General features: G+C 67.5%; 19 protein-coding genes. 9 read left to right on the forward strand and 10 right to left on the reverse strand.

Going from position 1 to position 21,279, the window contains the following annotated elements; translation table 11 throughout:
* Nucleotides 1–2 precede the first annotated feature (2 nt).
* Genes RIB98_05655 through RIB98_05665 form a run of 3 tightly spaced genes read right to left on the reverse strand, consistent with a single transcriptional unit; the run spans nt 3 to nt 1,423 of the window.
* Entirely contained in the window at nt 3–458 is a 456-nt protein-coding gene (locus RIB98_05655) for a GNAT family N-acetyltransferase (protein MEQ8840444.1), read from the reverse strand.
* Entirely contained in the window at nt 436–1,065 is a 630-nt protein-coding gene (locus RIB98_05660; GenBank protein ID MEQ8840445.1) for a PH domain-containing protein, read from the reverse strand. The genes RIB98_05655 and RIB98_05660 overlap by 23 nt, the downstream gene beginning before the upstream one ends.
* 13 nt (nt 1,066–1,078) lie before the next feature.
* A complete protein-coding gene (locus tag RIB98_05665; protein MEQ8840446.1) occupies nt 1,079–1,423 on the reverse strand; it encodes a metallopeptidase family protein in 345 nt (114 codons plus the stop codon).
* Nucleotides 1,424–1,461: 38 nt separating this feature from the next.
* Between RIB98_05665 and RIB98_05670 the strand changes: the two genes are divergently transcribed.
* Nucleotides 1,462–3,390 (forward strand): ATP-dependent DNA helicase UvrD2, encoded by a 1,929-nt coding sequence (locus tag RIB98_05670; GenBank protein MEQ8840447.1) that lies wholly within the window; start codon nt 1,462–1,464, stop codon nt 3,388–3,390.
* Here the strand turns inward: RIB98_05670 and RIB98_05675 are convergent.
* Nucleotides 3,379–4,164: an exodeoxyribonuclease III gene (locus RIB98_05675; GenBank protein MEQ8840448.1), complete on the reverse strand. Its 786-nt coding sequence runs from the start codon at nt 4,162–4,164 to the stop codon at nt 3,379–3,381. The genes RIB98_05670 and RIB98_05675 overlap by 12 nt on opposite strands.
* Nucleotides 4,165–4,260: 96 nt before the next feature.
* Between RIB98_05675 and RIB98_05680 the strand changes: the two genes are divergently transcribed.
* Complete coding sequence (locus RIB98_05680) at nt 4,261–8,007, forward strand: multifunctional oxoglutarate decarboxylase/oxoglutarate dehydrogenase thiamine pyrophosphate-binding subunit/dihydrolipoyllysine-residue succinyltransferase subunit (GenBank protein ID MEQ8840449.1); 3,747 nt, start codon at nt 4,261–4,263, stop codon at nt 8,005–8,007.
* Nucleotides 8,008–8,022: 15 nt separating this feature from the next.
* On the opposite strand, the gene RIB98_05685 is transcribed toward RIB98_05680, so the two are convergent.
* The 3 genes from RIB98_05685 to RIB98_05695 all read right to left on the reverse strand — a co-directional run bounded on the left by RIB98_05685 (nt 8,023) and on the right by RIB98_05695 (nt 10,264).
* Nucleotides 8,023–8,742 carry a hypothetical protein gene (locus tag RIB98_05685; GenBank protein MEQ8840450.1) on the reverse strand — a complete coding sequence of 240 codons (720 nt, stop codon included), beginning with the start codon at nt 8,740–8,742 and terminating at the stop codon, nt 8,023–8,025.
* Nucleotides 8,743–8,755: 13 nt separating this feature from the next.
* Nucleotides 8,756–9,514 (reverse strand): SatD family protein, encoded by a 759-nt coding sequence (locus RIB98_05690; GenBank protein MEQ8840451.1) that lies wholly within the window; start codon nt 9,512–9,514, stop codon nt 8,756–8,758.
* Nucleotides 9,515–9,619: 105 nt separating this feature from the next.
* Nucleotides 9,620–10,264 carry an HAD-IA family hydrolase gene (locus RIB98_05695; GenBank protein ID MEQ8840452.1) on the reverse strand — a complete coding sequence of 215 codons (645 nt, stop codon included), beginning with the start codon at nt 10,262–10,264 and terminating at the stop codon, nt 9,620–9,622.
* A 35-nt stretch (nt 10,265–10,299) separates the two neighbouring features.
* Between RIB98_05695 and RIB98_05700 the strand changes: the two genes are divergently transcribed.
* From RIB98_05700 to RIB98_05710, 3 genes are all read left to right on the forward strand, one after another.
* Nucleotides 10,300–11,523 (forward strand): hypothetical protein, encoded by a 1,224-nt coding sequence (locus tag RIB98_05700; protein ID MEQ8840453.1) that lies wholly within the window; start codon nt 10,300–10,302, stop codon nt 11,521–11,523.
* A gap of 11 nt (nt 11,524–11,534) precedes the next feature.
* Entirely contained in the window at nt 11,535–13,235 is a 1,701-nt protein-coding gene (gene ettA, locus RIB98_05705; GenBank protein ID MEQ8840454.1) for an energy-dependent translational throttle protein EttA, read from the forward strand.
* Between the two features lie 74 nt (nt 13,236–13,309).
* Nucleotides 13,310–13,546: a hypothetical protein gene (locus RIB98_05710; GenBank protein ID MEQ8840455.1), complete on the forward strand. Its 237-nt coding sequence runs from the start codon at nt 13,310–13,312 to the stop codon at nt 13,544–13,546.
* Between the two features lie 36 nt (nt 13,547–13,582).
* Here the strand turns inward: RIB98_05710 and cysC are convergent, their stop codons facing one another.
* Genes cysC through cysD form a run of 3 tightly spaced genes read right to left on the reverse strand, consistent with a single transcriptional unit; the run spans nt 13,583 to nt 16,339 of the window.
* On the reverse strand, nt 13,583–14,176 hold the full coding sequence (gene cysC, locus RIB98_05715) for an adenylyl-sulfate kinase (protein MEQ8840456.1): 594 nt from the start codon (nt 14,174–14,176) through the stop codon (nt 13,583–13,585).
* 1 nt (nt 14,177) lies between these two features.
* The gene (gene cysN / locus RIB98_05720; GenBank protein ID MEQ8840457.1) at nt 14,178–15,434 is read right to left on the reverse strand and encodes a sulfate adenylyltransferase subunit CysN; all 1,257 of its coding nucleotides are present in this window, start codon (nt 15,432–15,434) and stop codon (nt 14,178–14,180) included.
* Complete coding sequence (gene cysD / locus RIB98_05725) at nt 15,434–16,339, reverse strand: sulfate adenylyltransferase subunit CysD (GenBank protein MEQ8840458.1); 906 nt, start codon at nt 16,337–16,339, stop codon at nt 15,434–15,436. Before cysD ends, cysN begins: the two co-directional genes overlap by 1 nt.
* A gap of 106 nt (nt 16,340–16,445) precedes the next feature.
* Between cysD and RIB98_05730 the strand changes: the two genes are divergently transcribed.
* The 4 genes from RIB98_05730 to RIB98_05745 are packed head-to-tail and all read left to right on the forward strand — an operon-like array spanning nt 16,446 to nt 21,239.
* Nucleotides 16,446–17,207, forward strand: a complete 762-nt coding sequence (locus RIB98_05730; protein ID MEQ8840459.1) for a 3'(2'),5'-bisphosphate nucleotidase CysQ — start codon at nt 16,446–16,448, stop codon at nt 17,205–17,207.
* A gap of 40 nt (nt 17,208–17,247) precedes the next feature.
* The gene (locus RIB98_05735) at nt 17,248–18,789 is read left to right on the forward strand and encodes an AarF/UbiB family protein (protein ID MEQ8840460.1); all 1,542 of its coding nucleotides are present in this window, start codon (nt 17,248–17,250) and stop codon (nt 18,787–18,789) included.
* 52 nt (nt 18,790–18,841) lie between these two features.
* The gene (gene nucS, locus RIB98_05740) at nt 18,842–19,507 is read left to right on the forward strand and encodes an endonuclease NucS (GenBank protein MEQ8840461.1); all 666 of its coding nucleotides are present in this window, start codon (nt 18,842–18,844) and stop codon (nt 19,505–19,507) included.
* 31 nt (nt 19,508–19,538) lie between these two features.
* Nucleotides 19,539–21,239, forward strand: a complete 1,701-nt coding sequence (locus RIB98_05745; protein ID MEQ8840462.1) for a VanW family protein — start codon at nt 19,539–19,541, stop codon at nt 21,237–21,239.
* The last annotated feature ends 40 nt before the right edge of the window (nt 21,240–21,279 follow it).

A 21,279-nucleotide genomic window follows, 5' to 3' on the forward strand; every position in this document is an offset into this window, starting at 1 on the left:
CCTCAGCGCTCGAGACGCATCGGAACGTGGGCGATTCCGTCCTCGAGGTACTCGGGGCCGGTCGCGACGAATCCACGCGTCGTGTACCAGCCTTCGAGATGGGCCTGCGCATCGAGCACCCAGGGACCGACCGTCGTGGCGAGCACGTGGTCGAGGAGGGCGCCGGCCATCCCCGCACCACGGACGTCGGCTCGGGTCACGATCCGACCCAATCGGCGTGCCTCGCCGTCGTCGAGGACACGCAGGTAGGAACACGGCCCGACGGTGTCGGCGGTCCAGACATGCCGGGTCGTGGGCTCGACGTCGCGACCGTCGAGTTCCGGGTAGGGGCAGGCCTGCTCGACCACGAACACGTCGACACGCAGCTTGACGAGATCGTGGAACTCCGCAGCGGCGAGCGACGCGAACGTCTTGTCGATGACCTCCATCACCGGCTCACATGCGATCGAGGAGCTCACGCTTCTTCTGGTCGAACTCCGCCTCGGTGATCGCACCCTGACGCCGGAGCTGGTCGAGCTTGTCGATCTGCTCGGGGATCGACTCAGGCGACGCACCCCCGGACGCGGCCTGACCCATGCGCTGGTACTTGCGCGCCTCGAGACCCTCGACCTGACGGTAGATCTCGTTCTGCACCAGGTTGGGCCTGCGGATGTCCGTGAACGTCTGGCGGCCTCCCTCACCCGCCGATTCGATCCCCAGGTCCCCGGCGCGGATCAACCGTTCGAACACCGACTGGTTGAAGAACACGGTGTTGATGCGGTCGAGCGGAATCTCCTTGCCCTGCTTCGATATCACGCCGGCCCGCGAGATGACCCGCTCGTTCGTGACCACGAAGTTGGTGGTCGTCCAGTTGAGGTACCGCAGCCCGAACCAGCCCAGCGACCCTAGGACCCAGATGCCGATGGGCGTCTTCAACCAGTCGGACCAGTCCCCGATGAGTGCTCCGACGCCGAAGAGAACGGCGACGACAAGGAGGGCGCCGGCGGGGGCCAGGTACCACCAGTGCGGACGGAGGTCGAGGACGAGATCCTCGTCCTCGGTGAGGAGATGACGCGGGAAGGGCATGACGGGATCGTAGCTATCCCCATCCCCAGGCGTGGAGGGACGCGTCGTCGATCCCGAAGTGGTGAGCGATCTCGTGCACCACGGTGACCGCGATCTCCTCGACGAGGTCGGCCTCGTCGACGCACATCTCGCACAGCGCGAGGCGGTAGAGCGAGATCACGTCGGGCATCACGAGTCCGCCGTAGTCGTTGCGCTCCGTCAACGGAATCCCCTCGTACAAGCCGAGCAGGTCCTCGGTCGGGTGACGGTCCTCGGCGACGATCGCGACGTTCTCCATCAACCGCCCGAGCTCCTCGGGGAGGGCGTCGAGTGCGTCCCCGACGAGCTGTTCGAATCGACGGGTACTCACGGGCTCCACCCGGCAGACACTACCGATCGAGTCGCTAGGGTCGGCCCGTGCACGACGCCGACGCGCTCCTCGCTGGTCTCACCGACGAGCAGCGCGACGCGGTCCTGACTGCGGCCAACCCCTTGTGTATCATCGCCGGCGCCGGATCAGGGAAGACCCGGGTGCTGACGCGACGTATCGCCTGGCACGCCGGCGACGGGGGGATCGATCCCCGCCGGGTGCTCGCCCTCACCTTCACCCGCCGGGCCGCAGCCGAGCTCCGCGGCCGGACCCGCCGACTCGGACTACGCGAGGAGGTCGCCGCGGGCACGTTCCACGCTGCCGCCCTCGCCATACTGCGGCGCTTCTGGGACCACACGGGTCGGAGCCATCCGACGCTGCTCGAGCGCCGCATGACCCTCCTCGCCAAGGCTCACCCCCGAATCGATCGCGCCACCGTTGCCGATCTCGATGCCGAGATCGGCTGGGCCCGGGCCCGGCTCATCACCCCGGAGTCCTATGGGGAGGCGGCCGCGGCCGCCCGGCGTCGTCCACCTCGCAGTGCCGAGTTCGTCGCCCGCGCCTATGCCGGCTACCAGGACCAGAAACGCAAGCAGCGCCTGATCGACTTCGATGACGTGTTGGCACTGTGTCACGCGACGATGCATCGCGAAACCGCGTTCGCCGACGCGCAACGCTGGCGGCACCGCCATCTGTTCGTCGACGAGTTCCAGGACGTGAACCCGCTCCAGTTCGCGGTTCTTCAGTCCCTTCGCGGGCCCGAGTCCACCCTCGTCGTCGTGGGCGATCCCGACCAGGCGATCTACGGATGGAACGGGGCCGAGCCCGACTTCCTCAACGACATCGGCCAGCACCTTCCCGGCGTCGCTGTGGTCCATCTGCGCACGAATTTCCGATCGACACCAGAGGTGCTCGCGGCGGCGGGTCGGGTTCTCGGGAAGGAACCCCAGCCGGCCGCGAGGTTCCGCGGCGACCCACCGACACTCACGGCGGTGGGTCCCGACGGGGAGCCGGCCGCGGTCGCGCTGGCCGTCCGCGCTCGACATCGCCCCGGCGCGCGCTGGCGTCAGCAAGCCGTGTTGGCGCGAACCAATGCACAGCTCCCGGCCCTGCGAAACGCGCTCGAGGCCGCCGGGATCCCCACCCGGAGCCGCGGCGAAGGCGCCCTCCTTCGTCGTCCCGAGATCATCGACCTCCTCGATCGCTGGCCGAGGACGGGCTCGTTGTCGGCCGCGCTGGCCGATGAGCGTTCGACGGGCGACGACCATGGCCTCGACGCCGAACGTGCCGCCATGGTGGAGGCGTTCCTGCAGATCGCCACCGACCACCTGGCGCTCGAGCCCGGCGTGAGCGTCGACGATTTCGTCACGTCGCTTCGCTCCGACGACCGGATCGGCGTCGTCGGCGATGCCGTCGAGCTCGCCACCTTCCACGCGGCCAAGGGGCTCGAGTGGCCGATCGTGCATCTGGTCGGACTCGAGGACGGGCTCGTTCCCATCGCGTTCGCCCGGACCCGAGCCGCTCGCGACGAGGAACAACGTCTGCTCTACGTCGCCACGACCCGGGCCGAACGGGAACTCCACGTCACCTGGTGCACCCACCGCACCGTCGGCGACACACTGCTCGCCCGTCCCCCGTCCCCGTGGCTCGCCGCGTTCGCGGATCCCGACGAGGCTGCGCCCGCGGTCACCGCCCCCCGCGTGGACGAGCTACGCGCGCGGGTCGACAACACCCCCGACATCGACCTCGTCGACAACACCACTGCACTGCTGGCGTCCTTGGAGGACTGGCGCGGACAGGCTGCCCGCGGGGCCAGGATCGCTCCCGCGGCCGTCCTGTCCGACGACGCGATCCGCCGGATCGCCGAGAGTCGCCCCACCACGGTCGACGAGCTCGCGGCCATCCCCGGCGTGGGACCGGGAAAGGCCCGCCGGTTCGGCTCACGACTGCTCGAACTCAGCGCCTCAGTCGACTGAACCGTCGATCACGACCGGTGCATGGTCGCTCGGCGGGTCGTCCTTCGGACCCTTCCGCTCGTTGCGATCCACGAGTGCGGTGTCGATCGTGTCGGCGACACTCCGACTGGCGAGCAGCAGATCGATGCGCATGCCCAGCTTCTTGTGGAAGTTGCCGCCGCGATAGTCCCACCAGGAGTAGAGCCCGGCATCGTCGTGGTGTTCGCGGAACACGTCCACCAACCCCCAGTCGACCAGCGCGGCGAGTTTCTCGCGTTCGGCCGGGCTGGTGTGGGTCTGATCGAGGAACTTCGCCGGGTCGTAGACGTCGCGATCCTCGGGGGCGATGTTGAAATCCCCGCACACGACGATGTCGTCGGTGGGCCGGCACTGGCCGTCGAGGTCACCTCGGAGCCGGTCGAGCCAGCGGAGTTTGTACTGATAGTGCTCGTGGTCGAGCGAGCGGCCGTTGGGCACGTAGCACGACGCCACCCGCACACCACCACAGGTCGCCCAGGCCAGACGGGCCTCCGGATCGGGTTCCTCGCCATCGCCGAACCCGGCCACCGGATCGTCGATGCCGACACGACTCAGGATGGCGACACCGTTCCAGCGACCCTCGCCGTGGTGGAAGGAGTCGTATCCGAGGGCCTGGAAAGCCAGGGCCGGGAAGGCATCGTCGGCGAGCTTCGTCTCCTGCAGACACACGACGTCGGGCTCGAAGGTCTGGAGCCAGCGCTCGACGCGGGACAGCCGGGCATTGAGCGAGTTGACGTTCCACGTGACGATCCGCACGGCGGCACCCTATCCGCACCGGGCGATCCGAATACACGGAAGGGCCTCCGGATCGGCTCCCCCTCACCGCCACGGAAACCGCCATAGACTCCACCCGTGGCAACCACGGAAAACTCAGCTGATCTTGGCCCGAACGCCTGGCTCGTCGACGAGATGCGGGCCCAATGGGCCGCCGACCCGACCTCGGTCGACGCCGAATGGCGCACCGCATTCGAGCACGACGGCCCCCACGCGACCCCCGAGGCCCCGCCGGTGGTCGAGCCCATCGAGGTCGGCTCGAGCGAGGTGAACCGGGCGACCGTGGCGTCCACCGCTGGGTGGAACACCACGCCGGCGGCAGCCCCGCCGACGCCGACGCCCGCGCCCGCACCCGCTGCCTCCGCAGCACCCGCACCCGCGGCCTCCGCACCCGAGCCCGCGACTCCGGAAGCCGATGCCCCACCGACCCACACCGAGCACAGCGAGGCCATCCGCGGCGCGGGGGCGCGCATCGTCACGAACATGGAGGCATCGCTCGACGTCCCGACCGCCACGAGCTTCCGTCAGGTCCCGGCCAAGCTCCTCGAGATCAACCGCAAGGTGATCAACGGCCACCTGGCGAGAAAGCAGACCGGCAAGATCAGCTTCACCCACCTCATCGGCTACGCGGTCGTGCGAGCGATCGCCGACGAGATGCCGGCGATGAACAACACCTACGAGGCCGACCACGACGGCAAGCCCCGTGTCGTTCGCAATCCCCACATCGGACTCGGCATCGCGGTCGATCTCCAGAAGTCCGACGGCTCGCGAACGCTCATGGTGCCGTGCATCCGCAACGCCGACACGCTGGATTTCCGTGACTTCGTCGACGACTACGAGGCACTGATCGCCAAGGTGCGCGACGGCAAGCTCTCGCCCGACGACTTCGCCGGCACCACGGTGAGCCTGACCAATCCGGGCACGATCGGCACCCTCCAGTCCGTTCCCCGACTGATGCCCGGCCAGGCGCTCATCGTCGGCGTGGGATCGATCGCGTTCCCGACCGAGTTCGAGGCCGCCGACCCTGCGAAGCTGGCCGACCTCGGCGTGTCGAAGGTCATCACCCTCACCTCCACCTACGACCACCGTGTCATCCAGGGCGCCGAGTCGGGCATGTTCCTGAAGAAGGTCCACGAGCTCCTGCTCGGCGAGGACGACTTCTACGTCGACATCTTCCGGGCGCTCGACGTGCCCTACGAGGCCGTCAAGTGGCGCCGCGACATCAACCCGGTCGACCGAGACCACGCCCTGCTCGAGAAGCAGGCCAAGGTCAACCAGCTCATCAACATGCATCGCGTGCGCGGCCACCTGATCGCCGATCTCGATCCTCTGCAGGTGAAAGAACCGAAGATGCACGCCGAGCTCGACCCGGCCACCTACGGACTCACGATCTGGGACCTCGACCGGGAGTTCCTCACCGGCACCGACACCGGCATCTACGCCCAGGTCGGCGGCATCGCCCGCATGCCGCTCGGCGACCTCCTCGGCGTGTTGCGCGACGCGTACTGCCGCACCATCGGCGTCGAATACATGCACATCCAGGACCCCGTCGAGAAGCGCTGGATGCAGGAACAGCTCGAGGGTGCCGATCGAACGATCGACGCCGACGAGCAGCGCCATGTGCTGTCCCGACTCAACGCCGCCGAGGCACTCGAGACGTTCCTCGGCACCAAGTACGTGGGCCAGAAACGGTTCGGCATCGAAGGTGCCGAGAGCACGATCCCGCTGGTCGATGCAGTGATCGGCGCGGCCGCCGATGCGGGCATGGCCGACGTGGTGATGGGCATGGCCCACCGCGGCCGTCTCAACCTCCTCGTCAACATCGTGGGCAAGTCCTACGGCGAACTCTTCAACGAGTTCGAAGGCGGCTCCATCGCGGCGATGACCCAGGGATCGGGCGACGTGAAGTACCACCTCGGCCAGACCGGCGTGTTCGAGAGCCGCAACGGCAACACCATCCCGGTCGAGCTGGCTGCCAATCCGTCGCACCTCGAGGCCGTCGACCCCGTGGTCGTCGGCATGGTGCGGGCGAAGATGGACCTGATCGACGTCGACAGTGGCTACGACGCCTACCCCGTGCTGCCGCTGCTCATCCATGGCGACGCAGCCTTCGCCGGCCAGGGCGTGGTGGCCGAGACGCTGAACCTGTCGCAGATCCACGGCTACCGCGTCGGCGGCTCCGTCCACGTCATCATCAACAACCAGCTCGGGTTCACCACGACCCCCGAGGTCGCCCGGTCGACCGAGTACTCGACCGACGTCGCGAAGATGATCCAGGCGCCGATCTTCCACGTGAACGGTGACGACCCCGAGGCCTGTGTCCGCGTTGCCCGCTTGGCGTTCGCGTACCGACAGCGGTTCAACAAGGACGTCGTGATCGACATGATCTGCTACCGACGTCACGGCCACAACGAGGGCGACGACCCGAGCTACACCCTGCCCGAGATGTACCGCCGCATCGACGCCCGTCCGTCGGTGCGGGCGCAATACACCACGTCGCTCGTCAAACGCGGCGACCTCACCCCCGAAGAGGAGGAGGACGCCCTCGCCGACTTCAAGATGCGACTGCAGGAGGCGCTCGACGAGACCCGTGAGGTCGAGAAGGACCCGGATGCGCGGGCCATGCCGCCGGTGGAGCCGATCGGCGTGCTCCCTCACCTGCGCACCGCGATCGACCGCGCTGCCCTCGACCGGATCTACGACGCACTGTCGTCCACTCCGGGCGGCTTCACCGTCCATCCCAAGCTCGCCCAACAGTTCGCCAAGCGCGACGAGATGTTCGCCGACGGCGAGGTCGACTGGGCGCTCGGAGAGGCCATGGCCATGGGTTCGTTGCTCCTCGAGGGCACGTCGATCAGGCTCGCCGGCCAGGACTCGCGGCGAGGCACCTTCAGCCATCGTCACTCCACACTCGTCGACTTCGAGACCAACGCCGACTTCGTGCCGCTCGCCACATTGGCCACCGGCGACACCAATCTGTGGATCTACGACTCGCTGCTCAGCGAGTACGCGGCGCTCGGGTTCGAATACGGCTACTCGATCGCCAACCCCGAGGCGCTGGTCATCTGGGAGGCCCAGTTCGGCGACTTCGCCAACGGTGCCCAGATCATCATCGACCAGTTCCTGGTGGCGGCGAAGGACAAGTGGGATCAGGACTCGGGGCTCGTGCTGCTGCTCCCCCATGGCTACGAGGGCCAGGGACCGGAGCACTCGTCGGCCCGCATCGAGCGATTCCTCCTGCTCGCCGCCGAGGACAACATGCAGATCTGCAACGCCACCACCGCGGCACAGTTCTTCCACCTGCTGCGCCGCCAGAAGCTCCAGGACAAGCAGAGCCCGCTCGTCGTCTTCACCCCGAAGTCGTTGCTGCGGGCGAAGCAGTCCCGCTCACCGGTGACCGATCTCCTGTCGGGCACCTTCGAGGAGCTGCTCCGCGACACGACGATCGACGATCCTGCGGCCGTGCGCCGGGTCGTGCTCTGTTCCGGCAAGGTCGCCGTCGACGCCGAGGCCGAGCGCGACCGCCTCGGTTCCCCTGTGGCCATCGCCCGCGTCGAACAGCTCTACCCGTGGCCCTTCGACGCCGTGGCGGCGGAGCTCGCTCGCTACCCGAATGCCGACGAGATCGTCTGGCTACAGGAGGAGCCCGAGAACATGGGACCGTGGAACGCCATCAAGGGGCGGCTCTACGAACGCCACGAGGAGACCCACCGGATCCGGCGGGCGAGCCGGTTCGAGTCGGGCAGCCCGGCCTGCGGCAGCGCCAAGGTGCACGCCCAGGAACAGGCCGAGCTCCTGGCCAAGGCGCTCACCTTCGACGACTGAGCGGCGGTCCCGGCGCTACACCACGACCAGCGTCGCGCCGAGAGCGAGGGTCCAGCTGACGAGCGACCCGATCAGCACGTACTCGGTCACGGCGTGGATGTCGACGTCGTCGTGGGCGCGCAGTTCGGGGTAGCGCAGGAGTGACTTGGCGGTGACCACGAGCGCGGCGGTCGTCGGCTGGCCGGCGAGGACGAAGCCGAGGATCAGCAGACGTTCGAGCGAGCCGATCACGCGTCCACCGCGGATTCGGGTGGTGGGCGCCTCACCGTCGATCACGACCTCGAGCACGATGCGAACGACGGCATTGGCGGTGGAGATGAGCACCACGCCGAGCGCCAGCACCAACAGGACCGTCACCGGGCCCTCGCGCTGGATCAGATGAATCCGCGACTCGTCGAGGAAGCTGCGCCACACGCTGTCGGCGCCGTCCTCGAGATGAACGGTGGAGACCATGACCGCAGCCACGACGCCGGCACCGATGGTGCCCAGCTGGATCATGGCGTCGCTGAAGCCGACCCGCACGAGCTGCCACGCTGCCGACACGATGATGGCAATGACGGCGGTGGCCATCGCATCGCCACCCGCCGCGCCGACGAGAAGCGTGCCCGTGATCGCGGTGGCGATGCTGAATCCGGTCGCGATCACAGCCCGCCGTCGACTGACCGGCATCCCGGCGAGTCCATGGGTGAGGTCGCCCACACCGACGGACAGGAGAACGATTGCCAGCGCGGTCATGACGCAGTGTCGCTCATGGACCGGTGCCGATCACGCGCAGCGCCGCCACGAGCTCTCGCAGGTGGTTGCGTCCGCGCCGCTGGGAGACGGCGCTCGGGCCGAGGTCGAGTTCGGCGGCGAGCTCCTCGTTGGACCGGCCGTGGAGATCGCCGAGCACGATACGCGCTTCGGTGGGATCGACCGTGGCCAGGGCCCGGTCGAGCAGCGCGAGATGACTTCGTAACACCACAGCGGCGTCGATCGAGAACGGGGCGGGCGGTGGCAGCGGGTCGGCGCTCGACCGACTGCCGGGTCGCGTCCCGGTGTTCGGCGTCGGTGTGTTCGGCGTCGGTGTGTCGGCGAACCCGATCCCGAGTCGGGCGGCGTAGCCCGAACGGGCGGTGGACGAGGCCACGTCGTCGAGGGCGGCGCGAGCGGCCCACCACGCCGGCCCGTCCTGGCCGAAGGGAGTCCGATCGGGGTCGTGCATCACGATGTCGCCCCACCCGATCCCCGCCCTGATCTCGACGACGCCGGTGAGCTCGAGTCGGAGTTCGGCTGCGCCCCGGATCGCCAGGAGGGCGTCGGCGTAGGTCGCCTGGAGCTCGTCGCCCACCGTGGCCGTCAACGGGTCGAGGGCGATGATGTGCCGGTTGACCTCGGCCGCCGCGGCGGCCACGATCGCTTGCAGCTGCGCCCGATCGCCGTGGCGGCGCGAGTCCACGATGTCGATCAGAACGGCGGCATAGCCCGGCCCCACGCCGGGAACCGTGCACTCGTGGATGGCGGCCATGGACTGATACTAGTGACGAAATTCGTCATTGCAAGCTTAAATGACGAATAGAGTCATCTATGGTCCTGATGACGGATGCCGTCACCAACTCAGCGCGAGCACCCCTCAAGAGAGAGAGAGAGAGAAGCCAACGACGGACTCGAGTTCCGCCAGTGCCACGGCCGGATCCTCGACCTTGATGGTCGTCATGCCCATCGCCCGCGCCGGCTTGAGGTTCACCCCGAGGTCGTCGAGGAACACGCACTCGTCGGGCCGCACGCCGAGCCGCTCGCACGCGATCTCGTAGAACCGGGGCTCCGGCTTTCGGACCCCGACCACGCTCGACTCGATCACCTCGTCGAACATGGCGAAGATCGACCCGAGTTCGCTCTCGGGGTCGTGGGAGGAGCCCCCACCCGCCGCCGGATCGCGGAAGTTGTTGGTGAGCATGGCCGTCTTCAATCGCTCGCCACACCGGCGGAGCGCTTCGACCATCTCGGGCCGCACCCGGCCTCGCAACGAGTCGAGCACCCGGCGGGCGTCGACCGAGTGACCGAGGGCCGAGGCTTCGCGCTCGAACACCTCGATGAACCCCACCGGGTCCAACTCACCGCGCTCGAACCGGGCCCACGCATTCGCATCCGGATTCGTCGCGTTGATCGTCCGGATCGTGTCGCGCTCGAGCCCGATCTCGGCTTCGTACGCGTTGAACGCGTCGAACGGACTGGAGAGAATCACTCCCCCGAAGTCGAAGAGAACTGCGGTGATCACGGCTGCACCCTAGGGCGCGTGGTTGACTGGCCGACATGCCCAGAGGGACCAAACCCAACAAGCACGCCGTCATCGATGGCTCGAATCTCGCGACCGAAGGCCGCAAGGAGCCGAGCCTCGCCCAACTCGACGAGGCCGTTCGCGCCATCGATGCCGAGTACGACTTCGACGAGATCACGGTCATCGTCGACGCGACCTTCGAGCACCGCGTCGCCAAGTCCGAGACGAAGGCGGCTCGCGCCGCGATCGACGACAACGACATCCTCACACCTCCCGCCGGTGTGATCGGCCGTGGCGACGCGTTCATCCTCCAGGTCGCCGACCGAGCCGACGCCGTCGTCTTCTCCAACGACTCGTTCCAGGAGTTCCACGGCACCTACAAGTGGCTGTTCGACGAGGGCCGCCTGATCGGCGGCAAGCCGGTACCGAGCGTGGGCTGGATCTATGTCGCCCGATCTCCGGTGCGAGGCCCGGTGAGCCGACGAGCCACGGCCGACAGTCGCCGAGAGGCGAAGAAGTCCACGCGCCGGACGACGTCCGCGGCCGCGAGCGGGCCCATGCCTCAGCCGAAGTCACCACCACCGAAGAAGGCCGCCGACGAGAAGCCGCCCGCCGAGAAGAGCGAGAAGTCGTCGCGACGAGGATCGTCGCAGAAGAAGAAGGCAGCGACGAGCGACGGCAGCAACGATCCGGCGCTCTGGAAGACCTTCAAGTCCGACTTTCCCGTGGGCAGCACGATCGCCGCCAAGGTCGATCGCTTCTCGTCACACGGCGCCTACGGCTCCGTCGACGACGTCGTCGTCTACCTGCCCAACCGACTGCTCGGCGATCCCCCGCCCACCAAGGCGCGCGACGTGCTCGACCTCGACGACACCGTCGACTTCGTGATCCATCGCTACGACGACGAGCGCAAGGGCATCGATGCCGGGCTGATCGCGACCGATGGTGGGGCCCGACCCGCCGGCCGACCGACCAAGAAGGCCGCCGCCAAGAAGACCACCCGCAAGTCGACAGCCAAGAAGACCGCCCGTAAGTCGACCGCCAAGAAGACCACGGCGAAGAAGGCCGCCGCCAAGAAGACGACGGCGAAGAAGACAACAGCGAAGAAGTCCGCACCCCGCAAGGCTGCCGCGAAGAAGACCGCCGCCAAGAAGGCAGCCCCCCGCAAGGCCGCCGCCAAGTCGACGGCCAAGAAAACCACCGCCAAGAAGACCGCCGCCAAGAAGACCACGGCGAAGAAGCGCACCACGCGCCGCTAGCTTGATGCGCCATGGCTGCGCAGTTCATCTTCACCATGCACAAGGTCGGTCGGTTCATCCCGCCCGACCGCGATGTGCTCAAGGACATCACCCTCGCCTTCTACCCGGGCGCCAAGATCGGCGTTCTCGGTCCCAACGGTGCGGGTAAGTCCACCCTGCTGCGGATCATGGCGGGCATCGACCAGGAGTTCTCCGGCGACGCCCGCCTCACGGACGGCTTCACGGTGGGCATGCTCGAACAGGAGCCGCATCTCGATGCTGAGAAGGACGTGATGGGCAACGTGATGGACGGCGTCGGTGAGGTGGCCGGACTGCTCCAGGACTACGAAGAGGTCCTCGCGGGCTGGTCCGACCCCGACGCCGACTACGACAAGCTCGGCGCGAAGCAGGCCGACCTCGAAGCGAAGATCGAGGCCGCCGGTGCGTGGGATCTCCAGCGCAACGTCGAGATCGCCATGGACGCACTGCGCACGCCGCCCGGCGACACTGCGGTCGACAATCTGTCCGGCGGCGAGGCCCGTCGGGTCGCGATGGCCCGACTCCTCCTGGCCAAACCCGACCTGCTGCTGCTCGACGAGCCGACCAACCATCTCGACGCCGAGTCGGTCGCTTGGCTCGAGCGCACCCTTCAGGACTACGCCGGCACCGTCGTCGCCATCACCCACGATCGATACTTCCTCGACAACGTGGCCGGCTGGATCCTCGAACTCGACCGGGGCAAGGGCATGCCCTTCGAGGGCAACTACTCGGGTTTCCTCGAACAGAAGGAAGCCCGCTACGCCCAGGAGCAAAAGGACGACGACAAGCGCACCCGCACGCTCAAGCGCGAGCTCGAATGGGTGCGCATGGCCCCCAAGGCCCGCCAGGCCAAGGGCAAGGCCCGGCTCCAGCAGTACGAGAAGCTCCTCGAGGAGCAAAAGCACGCCGAGGGCCGTCAGAACGACCTGGAGATCATCATCCCGGCCGACACCCGCCTCGGCGACGTGGTCATCGAGGCCGACGGCATCTCCAAGGCCTTCGGCGACAAGCTCCTGATCGACGACCTGTCGTTCTCGCTCCCGCCGGCGGGAATCGTCGGCGTCATCGGTGCCAACGGCGCCGGCAAGTCCACCCTGTTCAAGATGATCATCGAGGCCGCGGAGAATCGCGGCGATGCCGACGCCCAGCCCGACAACGGCACGTTGCGCATCGGCGAAACCGTCACGCTCGGCTACGTCGACCAGAACCGCACGCTCGACCCCGAGAAGACCGTCTACGACGAGATCACCGGCGGCGTCGACAACCTGACGATCGGCGGCCGCGAGATGCACGGTCGCGCCTATGTCGCGTCGTTCAACTTCCGGGGCGCCGACCAGCAGAAGAAGGTCGGTACCCTCTCCGGCGGAGAGCGCAATCGTGTCCACCTCGCCAAGGTCCTGAAGGAGGGTGCCAACGTCCTCCTGCTCGACGAGCCGACCAACGACCTCGACATCGACACGCTCCGCGCCCTCGAGGACGCGGTCGAGGCCTACGCCGGCTGCGCCGTCATCGTGAGCCACGATCGCTGGTTCCTCGACCGCGTGGCCACCCACATCCTCGCCTTCGAGGGCGACTCGGTGGTGCGCTGGTTCGAGGGAAACTTCAGCGACTACGCCGACTACCGCAAGCGCGAACACGGCGTCGACGCCATGCGCCCCCAGCGCATCAAGTACAAGCCGGTCAGCCGCGGCTGAGTTGGGACACCGGGGTCAGACCCCCGTCCCAACTGGATTCCTCATGGTCGACGCCTTGCCACCGATGGTGATGCATGGCCAAAGCCGCAACCAAGACCAAGTGGAAGAGCCGTGCGGTCACCCGTCTGATCGAGGCCGGCTCGATGACCGAATGCTCGTACTGCGAAGAGCGAGTGAAGTTCAAGGCCCGCGAGCGTCACCAACAGGTGATCTGCAACGTCTACGTCGACGGCGCCTGGGACCGTGTCGAGCACTACCACGAGCCCTGTTACAACGACGCCGGCAAACCCTTCGGTGACCCGGTCGACTGAGATGGGACGGGGGTCTGACCCCGTCGTCCCAACTGGTCAGGTGAGCAGGTCGAGCACCAGCCGCGCCATCTCGTCGGCGTCGCCGTCGGTGGGGACCAGCCGCAACTCCGGTGCCGCCGGCGCCTCGTAGGGGTCGTCGATGCCGGTGAATCCGGTGATCTCGCCGGCCCGGGCCTTGGCGTAGAGGCCCTTCACGTCACGCTGCTCACACAGCTCGATGGGCGTGTCGACGAACACCTCGAAGAAGGGCACCTCGGCGGCCTCGTGGAGGGCGCGGGCGTTGTCCCGGGCGGCCCGGTAGGGCGACACCAGAGGGATCAGGGCGACCACGCCGGAATCGGCGAACAGGCGACCGACCTCGGCCACTCGGCGAACGTTCTCGTCTCGATCAGCGGCGGAGAAGCCGAGGTCGCCGTTGAGCCCCATCCGGACATTGTCCCCGTCGAGGACATAGCAAGGCCGGCCCGTGTCGAGCAGCGCCTTCTCGACCGCCGTGGCCACCGTCGACTTGCCCGAACCCGAGAGGCCCGTGAACCACACGGTGGCCCCGCGATGTCCGATTGCCGACCACCGCTCGGCTTGCGAGAGGTGCCCGGGATGCCAGACGACGTTCGGCGAACTGGCACTCACCTCAGGTCGACTCGCCGAGGATCATGCCGGCACCGACTGTCACGTTGGTCGCCTCGTCGATCAGGATGAAGCTGCCGGTGTCGCGATTGCGGCGGTACTCGTCGAAGAACAGCGGCGCCTGGGTGCGGAGCTTCACGCGGCCGATCTCGTTGAGCTTCAGCTCGCCGGCCGACTCGTCACGATGCAGGGTGTTGATGTCGAGCATGTAGGACACGTCCTTCACGATCGCCTTCGTCACCCGGGTCGTGTGCTTGATGATGAGCTTCGAGCTGGGTGTGAGCGACGACCGCTCGTTCATCCAGCTGACCATCGCGTCGATGTCCTGGGACACCTCGGGCTGGTTGTTGGGGCGCACGATCATGTCCCCGCGGGAGATGTCGATCTCGTCGTTGAGACGCACCGTCACCGCCATCGGCGCGAACGCCTCGTCGAGCGTGCCCGTGAGCGTCTCGATCGACTTCACCGTCGACCGGAAGCCCGAGGGCAACACGATGACGTCGTCGCCGGGACGCAGCACGCCACCGGCGATGGTGCCGGCGTACCCGCGATAGTCGTGGAAGTCGTCGGACTGCGGCCGGATGACGTATTGCACAGGGAACCGGGTGTCGATGTGGTTGCGGTCGGACGCGATGTGCACCTCTTCGAGGTGGTGCAGCAACGACGGACCCTCGTACCAACCCATGTGGGCCGACCGATCGACGACATTGTCGCCGTGGAGGGCGGAGACCGGGATGAAGGTCAGGTCGTGGATGTCGAGCTTGCTCGCAAAGGACCGGAACTCGTCCTTGACCTCTTCGAACCGGGCCTGGTCATAGTCGACCAGGTCCATCTTGTTGACGGCCAGCACCAGATGGGGAATGCGCAACAGCGACGCCAGGAAGGCATGGCGGCGGCTCTGCTCGAGCACACCCTTGCGGGCATCGAGCAGCACGATCGCGAGATCGGCGGTGGAAGCACCGGTGACCATGTTGCGCGTGTACTGGGTGTGGCCCGGTGTGTCGGCGATGATGAACTTGCGCTTCGGTGTGGCGAAGTAGCGGTAGGCGACGTCGATCGTGATGCCCTGCTCGCGCTCGGCCCGAAGACCGTCGGTGAGCAGCGCCAGGTTGGTGTATTCGGTGCCCATCTGGACCGAGGCGCGTTCGACGGCCTCCATCTGGTCCTCGAAGATCGTCTTCGTGTCGTAGAGCAAGCGCCCGATCAGGGTCGACTTGCCGTCGTCGACCGAACCGGCAGTTGCGAATCGGAGCATCTCCATTAGAAGTACCCCTCCTTCTTGCGATCTTCCATGGCGGCTTCGGACACTCGATCGTCGGCCCGCGTGGCACCACGCTCGGTGATGCGGGTGGCCGCGACCTCCTCGATGATCTTGTCGATCGTGTCGGCGCCCGACTCGACCGCACCGGTACAGCTCATGTCGCCCACCGTGCGGTAGCGCACCGTCTCCATGAACGGCTCCTCGTCGTCCATCAGCGTGATGAACGGGCTCGTGGACAGCAACATGCCGTCACGCTCGAACACCTCGCGCTGGTGCGAGAAGTAGACGTTGGGGATCTCGATCCCCTCTTCCTTGATGTACTGCCAGATGTCGAGCTCGGTGTAGTTCGAGATCGGGAACACACGGATGTGCTCACCCTGCTTGATCCGGCCGTTGTAGAGGCTCCACAGCTCGGGTCGCTGGTTCTTCGGGTCCCACTGTCCGAACTCGTCGCGGAAGGAGTAGACGCGTTCCTTGGCCCGCGCCTTCTCCTCGTCTCGGCGGGCGCCGCCGAAGAGGGCGTCGAAACGGTGCTCGGCGATGCCCTCGAGCAGGGCAGTGGTCTGGAGCCGGTTGCGGCTCGCCCGGGGGCCGGTCTCCTCGACGACCTTGCCCGAGTCGATCGCCTCCTGCACCGATGCCACCACCAGGCGAGCGCCCAGCTCTTCGACCCGGCGATCACGGAACTCGATCACCTCGGGGAAGTTGTGCCCCGTGTCGACGTGCATGACCGGGAACGGCAACTTCGCTGGCCAGAAGGCCTTCTCGGCCAGGCGGAGCATCACGATGCTGTCCTTGCCGCCGGAGAAGAGCAGGCAGGGATTCTCGAACTCGGCAGCCACTTCGCGGAAGATGTGAATCGATTCCGCTTCGAGCTGCCGTAGGTGGGTCAAGTCGTAGGCCATAAGCAACCGCAATGTTACGGTCGCGGGCGGCGAACAGGAAATGGGTCACTCGGCACCCGTCAGACCCACACCGCCCGAGAACGCCGGAAACGAGAATCCACCCCATATGCCCGCCTCCTCCGAAGACCACCAGATCGCGGCCGATCTCGCCGGCGAGGCGGGCCGGCTCCTCGTCGAGCTCCGCGATCGGCTCGCGGCGGCCGACACCCCGCCGGCGGTGCTCAAGGCCGAGGGTGATCGCCAGGCTCACGAACTCCTGATGGCTCGTCTCGCCGAGTTGCGGCCGAACGACGCCGTGCTCTCGGAGGAGGGCAAGGACGATCCCGCCCGCCTGGCCGCCACGCGGACATGGATCGTCGATCCGCTCGACGGCACCCGGGAGTTCTCCGAGGTTCCCCGCACCGACTGGGCGGTCCATGTGGCGCTCGTCGAGAACCATCGACCCATCGCCGGCGCCGTCGCCCTGCCCGCCCTCGATACCGTTCTGTCCACTGGTGCGCCCGCCACACTCTCGGATTCCCCGGCCGTTCCTCCCCGGATGATCGTGTCGCGGAGCCGGCCGCCGGCCGCCGCCACCCACGTCGCCGCCGTGTTGGGCGCCGAGCTCGTCGAGATGGGGTCCGCCGGCGCCAAGACCATGGCCGTGATCCGTGGCGAGTGCGAGATCTACGCCCACTCGGGTGGGCAGTACGAGTGGGACTCCTGCGCCCCGGTGGCGGTCGCCGCGGCGGCCGGCTGCCACGTGAGCCGCATCGACGGCAGCGAGTTGCTCTACAACCAGGAGGATCCCTACCTTCCCGATCTCCTGGTCTGTCGTCCCGAACTCGCCGCCGCGGTGCTCGAGGCTCTCGCCTCGTTCGGCGGCTGACCAGGGTCGTTACCGCCGGCCGACGGCCCATACTGTGCAGGTGACCGAGTCCCCGTGGTTGGCCGATGTCGACACCATGGCCTGGCGGCGCGACGTGCCGGGTCTGCGGCGCGCGACCCGACGGCGACTGCCGTCGCTGATCACCCCGTCACGGCGTCCGCCCGGTCGTCGGGCGATCACGGTCGTCCGTCATGTCGGCGGAGCACTCGCAGCCTGGGCGTTCGTGGGCCGACGCAAGGGCGGCTCGGCATCGAACGCGGACCTCTCGCGCCGCCTCCGCGAAGCGGCCGAGACCCTCGGTCCCACCTACATCAAGCTCGGCCAGATCATCTCGAGCGGCGAAGGCATCTTTCCGCCGGAGCTCGTCGCCGAGTTCGTGAAGTGCCGCGATCAGGTCCCGGCCGAGGGATTCCATCTCGTGCGCGAGGTCGTCGAGCGAGATCTCGGCGCGCCGCTCGAGGCCGTTTTCTCCTTTTTCGACCGCACGCCGATCGCCGCGGCGTCGATCGCCCAGGTCCACGGCGCAACACTGCGTGACGGCACCGAGGTCGTGGTCAAGGTGCAGCGACCCTCGGTCGACGAGCTCGTCCACGACGACCTGCGGGTGATGGCATGGCTCGCCCCCCTGTTGGTCGGACGCATCCCGATCACCGCCCTCGCCAACCCTCCCGCCCTCGTCGAGGTGTTCGCCCACACCATCAGCGAGGAGCTCGACTTCCGCGTGGAAGCCGACAACATGCTCGACGTCGCCCGAGTCTTCGCCGAACTCGGCCAGGACCAGTTCGTCGTGCCCCGGCCACACCCCGAACTCGTCACCCGCCGGGTGCTGGTGATGGAACGGATCAACGGCTTCAACTTCGACGATCTCGATTCCTACGCAGCGCACGGTGTCGACACCCACGCCGTGGTGCGAGCCGGGATGATCGGCTTCATGGAGGGCGCGCTCATCCACGGGGTGTTCCACGGCGACCTCCACGGCGGCAATCTCTACGTTCTGCCCGACGGTCGCACCGCCCTCCTCGACTTCGGCATCACCGGGCGCATGAGCGAAGTACGCCGCTTGGCGTTCGTTCGCCTCCTCATCTCGGGGATGATGAACGACCGGATCGGCCAGCTTGCGGCCCTGCGAGATCTCGGGGCACTGCCCGCAGACACCGATCTCCAGGTCGTCGCCGAGGAGCTCGGTCTCCTCGGCGAACCGGTCGATCCGACCACCATGACCGCCGACGAGCTCGTGGCCGAGCTCCAGCGGGTCATCAAGTCGCTGCTCGGCTACGGCGCCCGCATGCCGAAGGAGCTCATGCTCTTCGTGAAGAACATGGTGTTCCTCGATGGCGCGATCGCGCGACTCGCCCCCGACCTCGACCTCTTCGCCGAGATCGCCCACATCGCGGCGTACTTCGCGTCGACCCACGGCGAGCAGCTCGCCGCCCAGGTCGGCATGGATCCGGAGGTCTACCAGTTCGACCCCGACGGTGTGCGCGCCGCGTTCGGTGTCGACGACACCGTGGAGAGCATGACCTACCGAGAACTCCAGGCCCGTCGGGAGCTGATCCGCAACCGCCTCCGCGCGCGCGGCTGAACACCTCGCTACGTTGCGTGCTCGGAAGTTGCCGGCCGGGAAGGACTGACCGATGCGCCTCGTCGTCGCCGAATGCACCGTCGACTATGACGGTCGACTCCAGGCGCACCTGCCGTCCGCCACGCGGCTCGTCATGGTGAAGGCCGACGGATGTGTGGCGATCCACGCCGACGGCGGCGCGTACAAGCCTCTCAACTGGATGAATGCGCCGAACCGTTTGATCGAGGACCGTGACGAGGGAGTCTGGACGGTCACCAGCCCGAAGGGCGAGGTGCTCACCATCACGTTCCACGACGTCATCAGCGACTCGTCGCACGAGATGGGCACCGATCCCGGCCTGCAGAAGGACGGCGTCGAGGCCCACCTCCAGAAGCTGCTGGCCGACGACCCCACGTCGATCGCCGACGGGCTCCGCCTCGTCCGACGTGAGTTCCCCACCGACATCGGGCCGGTCGACCTCATGTGTCGCGACGCTGACGGCATCGCCGTCGCCGTCGAGGTGAAGCGCCGCGGCGACATCGATGGTGTCGAACAGCTCACCCGCTACCTCGAGTTCCTGAACCGCGATCCGATGCTGCGCCCCGTGCGAGGCATCTTCGTCGCCCAGTCGATCAAGCCCCAGGCACGGGTGCTCGCCACCGACCGTGACATCGCGTGGGTCGAGGTCGACTACGACGAACTGCGCGGCATCGAGTCGCCCAACCTGAAGCTGTTCTGACCACCCCGGCGGGTACATTCGCGACGCCCCTATGTCTCCGAACGACCTGCTGAAGTCGCTGACGCCGGCCCGCGCCGTCGTCGTGCTGTTCGCGCTCGTCGCGGCGTTGTTCCTCGGCCGCTTCGTGTGGGACGACATGATCTCCGCCGAGGACGTTCCCCGAGGTGTTGTGGTCGACGGCATCGCCATCGGCAACACCGACCGGACCACCGCGGCCGAGCGTCTCGGCGACCTCACCGTCGATCGCGAGGTGACCCTCACGTTCGCCGGCGACAGCCGCACCGAAACCCTCTCGGCCTGGGGCGTGGTGCTCGACACCGACGCCACACTCGACGCGGCCGAGGACACCCGGGGCGGATTCCCGGTTCGTCTCTTCCGCTGGGCGGCTGCGGTGATTCGTGATCGCCGGGTCGATCCGGTCTGGACCGTCGATCGAGCGGTGCTCGAGACTCACTTCGGGCCGGACTCACTGGATCTCTCGTTCGACGCCGCGCCGATCGAACTCGTCGACGGCGAATTCGTCGCCGTCGAGTCGCGGGCGGTGCCGGTCGCCGACGTCGACGCGCTCGAAGCAGCGCTACTCGCCGCGGTCGACAGCGACGCCTACGAGTCCATCGAGGTGCCGGTCGGCGGCGAGCAGTCGGTCGAGGGCGATCCCGAACTCGCGGCCGCCGCCAACGAACTCACGGACCGCACCGTCGAGGTCCGCCTCGCCGGTCAACTCGAGACGCGGACCATCGAGCGGATCACGCTGCGCGAGTGGATCGACCTGTCCGAGGTCACGGTTGCCGCCGACCTCGCCTTCGATGCGTCGCGGGTGCAGGCGACACTGGCCGACATCTATCCGACCGTCGGCGACGACGATATCGAGGGCGTGCAGTTCGTGGTCGGCTTCGACGCCGAGCTCTACCTCCTCGGCGCGCTGCCCGGTGCCGAGTGCTGCGCGGCCGACAGCGCAGAACGGCTGATGAAGGCCGTGCGAGCCGGGACCGACGAGGTGGTCGTGGTGTTCCCCATCGAGGGCACCGACAGCGAAGGGCTCGCCTGGGCCGAGTCGCTCGGCATTCGAGAAGTCGTCAGCGAGTTCACGACGTATTACACCGCCGGCCAGACCCGCAACATCAACATCGAGCGCATCTCGGAGCTCACGAGGGGGGCGATCATCGAGCCCGGCGAGACATTCTCGATCAACGACTTCGTGGGTCGACGAACCACCGACAACGGGTTCGTCTCGGCCGGCGTCATCAGCAACGGCGTCTTCGACAGCTCCGTCGGTGGCGGCATCTCGCAGTACGCAACGACGCTCTTCAACGCGGCATTCTTCGCCGGCCTCGACTTCGGGCAGTACCAGAGTCACTCGATCTACATCGACCGATACCCCTACGGCCGGGAAGCAACCGTGTCGTACCCGGCCCCGGATCTCCAGATCGTCAACAACTCGCCCTATGGCGTGCTGCTCTGGCCGACGACCACCGAGGACTCGATCACCGTCCGGCTCTACTCGACGAAGTGGGTCGAGGCCGAACAGACCGGCCAAACCGAGCGCACCGAGGGAACCTCGTGCACACGGGTCACCACCGAGCGGACCCGCACCTGGGTCGACGACGGCCGCACCGAGGTCGACACCGTGACCGCCCGCTACCGGCCGGAGGGCATCGCGTGCGACGGCAGCTCGACCGTGCCCGACGAGAACCCGTCGACGACCACGAGCGTGCCGACCACGGTCCCCTGACCACATCCCTGCGCATCGTCGCCTCCGTAGACTGCAACCG

The sequence above is a fragment of the Acidimicrobiales bacterium genome (assembly GCA_040219515.1).
Taxonomy (GTDB): domain Bacteria; phylum Actinomycetota; class Acidimicrobiia; order Acidimicrobiales; family Aldehydirespiratoraceae; genus JAJRXC01.